The 11,939-nt window shown below is 49.0% G+C and carries 2 protein-coding genes; one reads left to right on the forward strand and one right to left on the reverse strand.

The window, feature by feature from the left end; all coding sequences use genetic code 11:
* The first annotated feature begins 72 nt into the window (after positions 1 to 72).
* Positions 73 to 11,256: an SdrD B-like domain-containing protein gene (locus A3EU_RS31545; protein ID WP_211213965.1), complete on the forward strand. Its 11,184-nt coding sequence runs from the start codon at positions 73 to 75 to the stop codon at positions 11,254 to 11,256.
* A 469-nt stretch (positions 11,257 to 11,725) separates the two neighbouring features.
* Here the strand turns inward: A3EU_RS31545 and A3EU_RS31550 are convergent.
* The coding region (locus A3EU_RS31550; RefSeq protein ID WP_044086487.1) for a hypothetical protein at positions 11,726 to 11,939 on the reverse strand (214 nt) is incomplete at its 5' end.

An 11,939-nucleotide genomic window follows, 5' to 3' on the forward strand; every position in this document is an offset into this window, starting at 1 on the left:
GCTAGCCCATCTAACGAAGGTGGCGATGATGCAGAAGACAGTGACGCTGATGAGACCACTGGCGAAACCGGTGTGATCAACTTGGAAAGTGGCGAAAACGATCCTACGAATGATGCTGGTTTCTACGGAGATGCTTCTTTAGGTAATTTCGTATGGGAAGACTTGGATGCTGATGGTATCCAGGATGCTGGCGAGCCAGGTATCGAAAACGTAACCGTAATGTTGTTGGATGCTGACGGCAATATGCTAGATCAGACGACAACGAATGGCGTAGGTTTCTACGAGTTCACCGGCCTTACACCTGGCGATTACATCGTTAAGTTCACTGCTCCTACTGATTTCGAAGTAAGTCCTGCCAACGAAGGTGGTGATGATGCAGAAGACAGTGATGCTGATGAAACGACTGGCCAAACGGGCGTAATCACGCTTACCACTGGTGAGAATGACGATACCAATGATGCTGGTTATTATCAGCTAGCTTCTCTTGGTGACTTCGTTTTCGAAGACCTTGACGGCGACGGTATCCAAGATGCTGGCGAGCCTGGTGTTGAAGGTGTAACAGTTAACTTGAAAGACGAGGATGGTAACATCATCGATGGTACAACAACTGATGACACCGGCTTCTACGAATTCACTGGCCTTACGCCAGGTGAGTACAGCGTACAGTTTGTACTGCCTACTGGCTACGAATTTGCTGACCTGAACGAAGGTGGTAACGAAGCTTTGGATTCTGATGCTGATCCAGCAATGGACGGTATGACGGAAACAGTTACCCTGGAATCAGGTGATGATTACGAAGATTTGGATGCTGGTCTTACGACCTACGATCTGGCTTTGACCAAGGATATCAACGATGGTACTCCTGGCCCATACGCTCAGAACAGCCCAGTTGACTTTGATATTACAGTAACAAACGAAGGAAGCCAGTTGGCAACTAACGTAATTGTTACAGATCGCGTACCTGCTGGCTTAACCATTACTGGTTTTGATGCTAATGGTACAGCGGTAGTTGACAACGGAGACGGTACTTACACAATCCCAAGTCTGGACGTTGATGAGTCAGTAACCTTCGTGGTGGAAACGACCATTGATGCGACCTTCCAGGGTACAAGCTTGATCAACGTAGCAGAGATCACCACCGATGATGGTGATGATACCGACTCTACGCCAAACAACGAAGACCCAGAAGAAGACGATCAGGATGATGAGGAGATTGAAGTTGAACAACTGTACGACCTAGCCTTGACGAAAGACCTGCTTAGCGCAGGGCCATTCGAACAGGGAGATGACGTAACGTTCACGATCACAGTTACCAACGAAGGAAGCCTAGACGCTGCCAACGTAGAAGTAACAGATCGCCCTGATACTGGCTTCACATTTGCTGGTGCGAATGTACCTGCTGGTGTAACGGATAACAACGATGGCACTTTCGTAATCGCAAGCCTACCACAAGATGGTAGCGTAAGCTTCGAAGTGACCTACACAATTAGCGCGACCTTCCAAGGTACAAGCCTGACGAATGAGGCCGAAATTACCGAAGATGACGGTGATGACGAAGACTCTACGCCAGACAACGACGTACCAGGCGAAGACGACCAGGATGATGAGACGATTGAGATCGAACAACTGTACGACCTAGCCTTGACGAAAGACCTGCTCAGCGCCGGACCATTCGCCCAGGGAGATGACGTAACGTTCACGATCACAGTTACGAACGAAGGCAGCCTAGACGCAGCCAACGTAGAAGTAACGGATCGTCCAGAGACTGGCTTTACCTTTGCTGGAGCAAACGTACCTGCTGGAGTAACCGATAATAATGATGGCACTTTCGTAATTGCTAGCCTCCCACAAGATGGAATGGTAAGCTTCGAAGTGACCTATACGATTGCTGACGACTTCCAAGGATTCACCTTGACGAACGAAGCAGAAATCACGGAAGATGATGGCGATGACGAAGACTCTACGCCAGATAACGAAGTACCTGAAGAGGATGATCAAGACGACGAAGAAGTACCTGTAAGCCAGACAGCTTCTGTCGATATCGAAAAGGCGACCAACGGACAAGACGCTGATAACGCACCTGGTGTGTTTATCATCGTACCAAACGTTGCGCCTACGGTAACTTGGACTTATGTGGTAACCAATACGGGGACCCTTGATCTTACGAATGTTGTTGTAACAGATGACCAGGAAGGCCAGGTAGGAATTATTCCTTTCCTTGCCGCCGGAGATTCTGAAACATTGACACTGACAGGAACCGCCATGCGCGGCATGTATACCAACAATTCTACCGTAACGGCTCAGCCAGTAGATGTGAATGGTACGCCAACCGGTGATCCGGTTGACGACATGGACCCATCTAACTACACGGGTGTCTTTATCAATATCGATAAGGAAGGTGATCGCGAGGAAATCTGTGCTGGTGAAGAAGTAAACTTCTCACTGACCATGCGTATCCTCGGTGGTACGGAAGGAATTCAGTTACGCAACATGAGCGTAGAAGATTCTAACCTGCCTGATGACCTACTACCTTATGATCAGTACTTCGATGTAAACAGTGACCCTGAAGGAAACAGCTATGTTGACTTCATTGATAACAACAACGACGGTATTTCTGATCAGGAATTTGTTTGGAACTACGCACTGACTTACTTGGAAACAACCACCAACTTCGCCGAGGATATGGCTGAAATCTGGTACGTTGATCCAGTAACCGGCGATGAATTTTTCATCGGTAATGCGTCGAACAACGACCAATGGACAGTAACGGTTAATCAAAACCTGTGTGCTTCACTCGGTGACTTCGTTTGGGAAGACTACGATGCTGATGGTATTCAGGACGATGGCGAGCCTGGTGTTGAAGGTGTAACAGTTAATCTGAAAGACGAAGATGGCAACATCATCGATTCTCAGGAAACCGGATCAAACGGCGAATACCTCTTCACAGAGCTTACGCCTGGTACTTACTCGGTAGCATTTGAATTGCCTACTGGCTTTACTTTCACTGACCTCAACGAAGGCGGTGACGAAACAGAAGACTCTGACGCTGATCCTGCCATGAGTGGCATGACAGAAACAGTGACCCTTGATAATGGTGACAACTACGAAGACCTTGATGCAGGTGTCGTTCGTGATCCTGAGCTGGACATGGTCAAAGACCTTGTAACAGTAGAATCACTTGGTGACGATCAATTTGTAGTTACTTACCAAGTAACCGTAACCAACGACGGTGGTGCAACCACTTATGACTTGGAAGATGTACCTGGATTCGATGATGATATTACGATCACAAGCGCAAGCTACACGAGCGATGCTGTTGGCAATGCTGGTGGTGTCTTGGCGGGTAGCGGTCCTTGGGACTTAGCTGATGATCAATTCATCACGACCTTCGGAACAGACGTGTACACGATTACGGTGAATGTAACCCGTGACCTTTCTGATGACTCTACAGACGGTGGTGACAATGAGTACACCCCATGTGCAGTTGTTGGTGATGGTCCTGGTAGCGCACCTGGTCAGGGATTATATAACCTCGCTAGACTGGATACCAATAATGATGGTAACCCTGAAATCGAAGATGATGCTTGTGGCGACTTGCCAAACGTAGGTATGACGAAAGACTTCGTATCTGCTACACCAAACGGTGACGGTACTTATACGGTTCTTTACAATGTATTTGTAACGAATACCGGCGGTGCTGATGGCGAATACGACCTACAGGATACACCAAGCTTCGACGATGATATCACCATCAACAGTGGTTCATTCAGTGGTCAGAACAGCGGTGGACTGAGCGCAGGAGTAAATACGTTAGCAAACGACGAAGCGATTATCGCTGGCGCAACGCACACGTACAACCTGAGCTTCAACGTAACACTTGACCTTAGCGGCGACGCTAACGATAATGACGGCGGTGACAACCAGTACGTCGCATGTAGCACACCTGGCAACGGCCCTGGTAGCAACCCTGGAGAAGGCCTGTACAACCTGGCTCAACTGGATGTTGATAACGACGGCGACTTCGATGTAGAAGATGATGCTTGTGGCGACCTACCAAACATTACGATGGTGAAAGACTTCTTGAGTGCTACACCAAATGGTGACGGTACTTTCAACGCAGTCTACCAAATTACTGTAATGAACAATGGTGGTGCCGACGGTGCTTACAGCTTACAGGATACGCCAAGCTTCGATGATGATGTTACCATCTTAGGTGGTGGTTACACCTTCGTAGATGTACTGAATAATATTGGTAATGGACCTACCTTCCAAGGTGATCCTGGAACCTTGACCTTGGCCAATGGCCTTGCTATCGAAGCAGGTAATACCCACATCTACACCGTAAACTTCACGGTTAGCCTTGATCTTAGCGGCGACGCTAATGACAACGATGGTGGTGACAACCAGTACGACGCATGTAGCACACCTGGCAACGGTCCTGGTAGCAATCCTGGTGAAGGCTTGTACAACCTGGCTGAGCTGGATAGCGACAACGACGGTGACTTCGATATCGAAGATGATGCTTGTGGCGACTTGCCAAATGTAGGTATGACGAAAGACTTCGTATCTGCTACACCAAACGGTGACGGCACTTACACGGTTCTTTACAATGTATTTGTAACGAATACCGGCGGTGCTGATGGCGAATACGACCTACAGGATACCCCAAGCTTCGATGATGATATCACGATCAACGGTGGCTCATTCAGTGGTCAGAACAGCGGCGGGCTGAGCGCAGGAGTAAATACGTTAGCAACTGACGAAGCGATTATCGCTGGCGCAACGCACACGTACAACCTGAGCTTCAACGTAACACTTGACCTTAGCGGTGACGCTAACGACAACGACGGCGGTGATAACCAGTACGACGCATGTAGCACACCTGGCAACGGTCCTGGTAGCAACCCTGGCGAAGGCTTGTACAACCTGGCTGAGCTGGATAGCGACAACGACGGCGACTTCGACATCGAAGATGATGCCTGTGGTGATCTGCCTAACTTAGGCATGACGAAAGACTTCGTGTCTGCTACACGTAACCTGGATGGTACTTACACGGTACTCTACAATGTATTTGTAACGAATACTGGTGGTGCTACTGGCGAATACGATCTGCAGGATACCCCAAGCTTCGACGATGATGTAACCATCAACAGTGGTTCATTCACCGGTCAGAATAGCGGTGGCTTGATTGACGGTGTGAATACACTGGCAACTGACGAAGCGATTGCTGCTGGTGCAACGCACACGTACAACCTGAGCTTCAACGTAACACTTGACCTTAGCGGTGACGCTAACGACAACGACGGCGGTGATAATCAGTATGTCGCATGTGGTGAATCTAGCGATAACGGCGGTATCAATCCTGGTGAAGGCCTGTACAACCTGGCTCAACTGGATGTTGATAACGACGGCGACTTCGATATCGAAGATGATGCCTGTGGTGACTTGCCTAACATTACCCTTGATAAAGGCCTGATAGGTGTTACCGATAACGGTGACGGTACCTTCGGCGTGAGCTACCAGATTTTGGTAACCAACAACGGTGGTGCAGCAGGTACTTACGGCTTAGTGGATGTTCCAGCCTTCGATGATGATGTAATTATCCTGGGTGGCGGCTTCCTTATCGAGCAAGGTGGAACTCCTTTATCAGGAGCCTTCACTGGCGATCCTACACCATTGACTTTGGCTACTAACCAAAGCATTGACGCAGGAGCAACCCATACTTATACAATTGATTTTGTTGCTGAACTCGACTTGAGCGAAGATTCAACAGACGGCGGCGACAACGAATATACAGCTTGTGCAGACCCAAGTGGTGGTGACGGTAGCAACCCTGGCGAAGGATTGTATAACCGCGCTGAACTGGATCTAAACAACGACGGCACCCCTGACTTGGTAGATGATGTGTGTGGTGATGTGCCTACAGCCGACCTTTCATTGGTCAAAGTTGTAGACAACGACACGCCTGATGTAGGTGATGTAGTGACCTTTACGATCACCGTTACCAATGAAGGCCCTCAGAATGCGACCAACGTTGAAGTGGAAGATGTGGTACCTAACGGGTANAACAACATCGGCAACATCAGCAACGGTGGTTCGGCAGTAGACAACGTAATCACTTGGACCGGCATCAACCTAGCGGTTGGCCAAGAGCAGTCAGTAAGCTTCACGGCTACCGTACAAGCTCCGGGTGCAGATGTTGATTATGTGAACGTTGCAGAAATCACGGATGCCGATCAGTACGATAATGACTCTACGCCGGATAACGGAGCGGATACTAACGGTACTGGTGGTATCGGTAGCGAAGATCCTGATGGAACGCAAGATCCAAATGATGAAGATGACGGTGATGATGCAGGAGTAATGCCTCCTTGTATGTTGACCGTAGAGTTCGCACCTACCGATTGTCAGGACAACGGCACGTCAACCAACCCTAACGATGACTTCTTTGAAGTAATCGCTCAGGTAACGGGGATGAACGCTTCTGGTAGCTGGACAGCAACCGATAGCCGTGGTAACAACTACAGTGGTGCTTACGGTGTAGACTTTGTCTTCGGACCTTACAGTATCTCAGGTAGTGAGGGCGATGAAATTATCATCACCATTACGGACAGTGAAGACGGCGCTTGTAGCACCTTCATCTCTGCCACTACACCTGAAGAAACTTGTTCTACAGATTGTGTGATCACTGTAACAGAACCACAGACAGTGGAATGTATCGGTGGCGAAACCAATACGCCTGACGACGACGCATTCATCTTCACCGTCAATGTGAATGGTGTGAATGTCGGCGACCAGGGATGGCGTGCAGAAGATCAGTACGGAAACGTTTACTTCGGTGAATACGGATTCTCTCCGAACACCTTCGTAGACTTCGGTCCTTACAGCTACACTACTTACGGTGGTACAAGTATCATCCTTACAGTAACTGATGTTGAAAATCCTGATTGTGGTCAAGGTNCACTGGTACTTAATGTACCAAACGAGTCTTGTTCACAGGATTGTAGCATCAACCTCGATGTTGAGTACATCGTTTGTGATGACAACGGTACGGAATGGGATCCTAGCGACGATGTATTCTACGCTTGGGTGAACATCACCGGTGATAACGCTTCCTTCCAGGGATGGACCACGGACGACGAAGGTCGTGCCGACGGTGACAACACTGGTTACTACGGTCTTCACGAATTTGGTCCTTATCCAATCTCAGCGGGCAACCACTCGCTTACGATCATGGATCGGGTAACCGAGGACTGTGAAGCAACCATTACGCTGGAAGCACCAGGTACTTGTTCTGACGGATGTCGCTTAGACGTGACGCAGCAAGCACCAGTGTGTGATAACCTTGGTACTGCTGATCCTAGTGATGATGTATACTATGTAACAGTGAGCGTACAACCTCTTGGAAACTTCTCCAACACGGGCTGGCGTATTTCACTGGGCAACGGTGTCTTCCTACCAGGAGGGCCTTACGGTGCGCAGGTGGTCTTAGGGCCTTACCTGATCAGCGACGGGCCTCGTACGATCAACATCGTAGACAATGCTTACATCAGCTGTCGTACCACGATTGAAGTGATTCCTCCTGACGAGTGTTCTGATCCTGATCCTTGTAGCATGGTAGCTGGTGAATTCCTCCAGGGCCCATGTAACGACAACGGTACAGGAGACACGCCTGCGGATGACTTCTACGAACTCGATTACAGTGCGCCAGTGGTAACCAACCCAGCTGGAACACAGTACCAGTTGCTGTTAGACGGTGCATTAGTTGCTACCAACGATTACGGCATGGGCGGTTCGATCAATGTACCTGCTGATGGTGAGATTCATATTCTGACTTGGCAAGATGCTACCAACGCAAACTGTGCTACAAGCGCTACCTTACCAGCTGTAGAACCATGTTCTGTGCCTGAGTGTAGCATGCTAGTAGGTACGTTTACGCAGGGAGAATGTAACGATAACAATACAGATGAGACGGGTGCTGACGACTTCTACGCCCTTACTTACGGCGCTCCTAACGTGAGCAATCCAGTAGGTACGCAGTACCAGCTATTGCTGGACGGCGCAGTCGTTGCGACGAATGACTATGGCACTGGTGGTACGATCAACGTACCTGCTGATGGCCTGACGCACACCCTGACCTGGCAAGATGCTACCGATCCAACTTGTGCAGCTGGCACTACGCTGCCTGCAGTTGGTCCTTGTAGCGAACTGCCTTGTGATATTAGCGCTAATGTAACCTTCGTCTACAACGACAACGGTACACCATTAGACCATACAGATGATACCTTCGACCTCGTCATTACTGCGACGAACAGTGGCGCGAACAGCGGCTTCTGGACGATCACAAATATGATGGGTATGAACGAAACGTATCCTTACAATGAAACGGTAACCATTACGGGTATCGACGCCAACTCGGACTTTGCTGCTACCATCGCGGATTCGGAAGATGAAACGTGTAGCATCCTGATCCGTAACAGTGGCCAGGCTGTTGTAGGAAACTTCGTTTGGATAGATGAAGATTGTGACGGTATTCAGGATGACGGTGAACTCGGCCTGGCCGGTGTAATCGTAACCATTACCGGAACGGATATGAGCGGCAACCCTGTATCGGCTACCACCGTAACAGATGAGAATGGTGCTTACTTGTTCACGAACCTGCCTTCAGGCTTCGACTACAAAGTGACCTTCTCTGAGCCTGACGGATACGACTATGCTCCTGCTAACGAAGGCGGCAACGACGAACTCGACAGTGATGCGGGTACCAACGGAATGACAACAACCTTCATGTTGATGTCTAGCACCGTAGACCTGACCATCGATGCCGGTTACTGTGCCGAACCTGAGCCATGTAACATTCAGCCAGGTAACTTGACCTTTGGCGATTGTGAAGCGAACGAAGACCTGTTCCAGTACCCTGTGACATTTACGTCACCAGTCATTACGAACGGCTGTGGTGAATACCAGGTACTATTAGATGGTGTTGTGTTCTACACGGGGACAACAGGAGATGCAGGAGGTACGATTATGGTACCGGCAGACAATGCCAACCATACTATCACCTTCCGTGATGCATGTAATGAAGACTGCGCAAGAAGTGTTGTACTTGCACCTGTAGCACCTTGTGAAGTAGATTGTGTAATCGAGCCGGGTACCATTACCCAGATCGGTGACTGTAACGATAACGGAACTGCTGATGACAGCACGGACGATTTCTACACGCTCACCTTCACTGCACCTACTTCGCAGGACGGTACAACGAACTACGAAGTGTTACTAGATGGTGTAGTGGTTTACACAGGCACCTTTGGTGACGCAGGAAGTACGATCAACGTACCTGCTGATGGCGCAACTCACCAGTTGTTGTTCCGCGATGCTGGCTTGATCGACTGTGCGACTGGAATCATTCTTGACCCAGTAGCACCTTGTTCAACACCAGTTTGTGAAATCAACGCTGAGCTGCTAAGCGGCCCAACTTGTACCGATAACGGTGATGAGTTTACGGTAAGCTTCCAGCTGACAGGCACCAACAATGGTGTGGGTTGGTTTGCAACAGATAGCGAAGGTGGAGTCTTCAACGGCTTCTACAACAATGAAGTAACTCGCACTTACACGGCTGATGCCGGAACAGTGATTACGATCAACTTCGTAGACCTGGAGAACAGTGATTGTGTAACGACACTGACCTTCACAGCACCTGATTGTGGTGATGAGCCATGTGCGATTGCTTGTGTGTCAGAACCTTCAGTTTGTAACGACAACGGCACGCCGCTTGACGGAACAGATGACACCTTTACAGCAGTGATTATTGCAGCTGGACAGGGTACTGGAACCTGCTTCACTTACGTAATCGGTGGAGAGACCTTTACAGGAACTTACGGCGAACCATTCGTAGTAGGACCGTTCCCGATCAGCGAAGGCAACGTAGTCTTTGAAGTGACGGATTGTGACAACAACGACTGTTCACACTTGATGTTAGTACTTGCTCCAGAACCATGTTCTGATGGCAACTTGACGGTAGAGTGCCCAACCAGCAATCACTTCTGCCCAATATTGGGTGAAGACATTATGCTGTACCGCACTGATCCGTTCGAATGTACTTCTACAGTAGTTGTTACTCCTCCAGAAGTGAGTGGTGCATGTGGTGATGGCGATATTACCTTCTCTGTAGAGCTGGTAAATCAGTTCGGAATCGTACTGCAAACCATCGCTGCTGGCGAACCACTGGTGTTCGAAAATGTAAGCCTGGGAGATTACTTCCTACGTTACAATGTAATGGACGACTGTGGAGTAACCGGAACACGCGACTGTACCATCCGCGTAGCGGACATCGATGAGCCAATTGCTATCTGTAATGGTGCGCTCAATGTTCAGCTAGGTGGCTGGGGACTTGCTCGCCTCTACACACAAAGTGTGGATGCAGGAAGCTACGACAACTGTGCAATCGCTAGTATCGAACTACGCCGTGCGATTGACCGCGACCTGGAAACTTGTGAAGACCTTGATGAAACCGAGTACAGTGCTTGGGGACCATACGTTGAGTTCACTTGTTGTGACGCCAGTACTTACGTAACTGTAGAGATGCGCGTAACGGATGTGAATGGTAACTACAATATCTGTTGGTTGGATGTATTGGTAGAAGATAAGACCCTACCATACTGTACTGGCCTTGCGAATGTACTTGCTGAATGTGATGATCTACCTGCCAACTTCGATCCTACGAATACGGCACAGTTGAGCACACTATTCGGTGAGCCTGAAGTAATCGATAACTGTTCTGCTGAGGCGAATGAGCAAGCCCCTGTGGTTGACCTCGACGCTAATGGTAACGGTACGATCACTCGTCGCTTTGTAGCGATTGATGCAGCTGGTAACGAATCTAGCACAACGTTTGAGCAAGTAATCACGATCATTGGTTGTGATAATTTCAACCCGAACGGTGGCGGAGACGGTAGCACGAGTCAGTCACAATTTGATGATGCAGTGGATGGCGGGCTTGTTCAGCTGTTGCAGAACTATCCTAACCCGGCTAATACGACGACGGTTATTCCGTTCTACTTGCCAAGTGAGGGTAACGCAACGATTGAAGTATTTGATGCTCGCGGAAGCCGCGTATTCAACGTACAGGACAACTTTATGGAAGGACGTAATGAAGTTCGTGTGGATGTAAGCCGCCTCAGTGATGGCCTCTACTTCTACAAAATGACTTACGGCGACCGTCAGTTGACCAGCAAGATGATGGTAACGAAGAATTAAGATGAAAGAAGCGGCTGGGCCGGGTGCAATACCCCGGCCCAATTCCGTTTTTTGAACGATACAAGGAATGATAAGGTTGGATACAAAGATTCAACCCCAAATGAAATACAAACGGAGTACACACTATGAACACACGGGCACCTGATGAAGGTGAACCCAGTTAAGGGAAGGGGAGGTTTTGAGCCTCCCCTCTATTAACAAAAAGAAACGACTGTAAAAAGAGACCGGCTCATCTCCTTAGGGAGGTGGCCGGTTTTATTTTTAGGTTGTGGTGCGCGTTGAAAAATCAAGGCAAATTCATGAATTTGCCCCGAACTCGCGCCATTAACGAATTACAGTAACCAGTACAGCGATTGCGCGCAGGCCGTGAGGCCGGAGCGCGGGCCCCGGAGGGGGCTGGACGAAGGTGCTATGTTAAAAACCAAGTTCGAAGCGAAGTTTTTCGTAAGTTTATGTGTAAGAAAGCCGTTTAGCTTGCTAAACGAGCTACTGTAGGCGAGCCATTGTGTTCGCCTACCTCATTTTGGGTACTTTGATGATGCACATTGACATCATACATCTGCCCCGATTGATGAATAGCGAAAACTACCAAGAGTAGTTTGCGCTGTACAGCCATTAGGGCTTTATTTGCATTCTTATGCTTAGCGAAATGACGTTGATAAGCTTCACGGAAAACACCTGCC

Origin of the sequence: Lewinella cohaerens DSM 23179 (assembly GCF_000379805.1) — a bacterium.
GTDB classification, from domain to species: Bacteria; Bacteroidota; Bacteroidia; order Chitinophagales; family Saprospiraceae; genus Lewinella; species Lewinella cohaerens.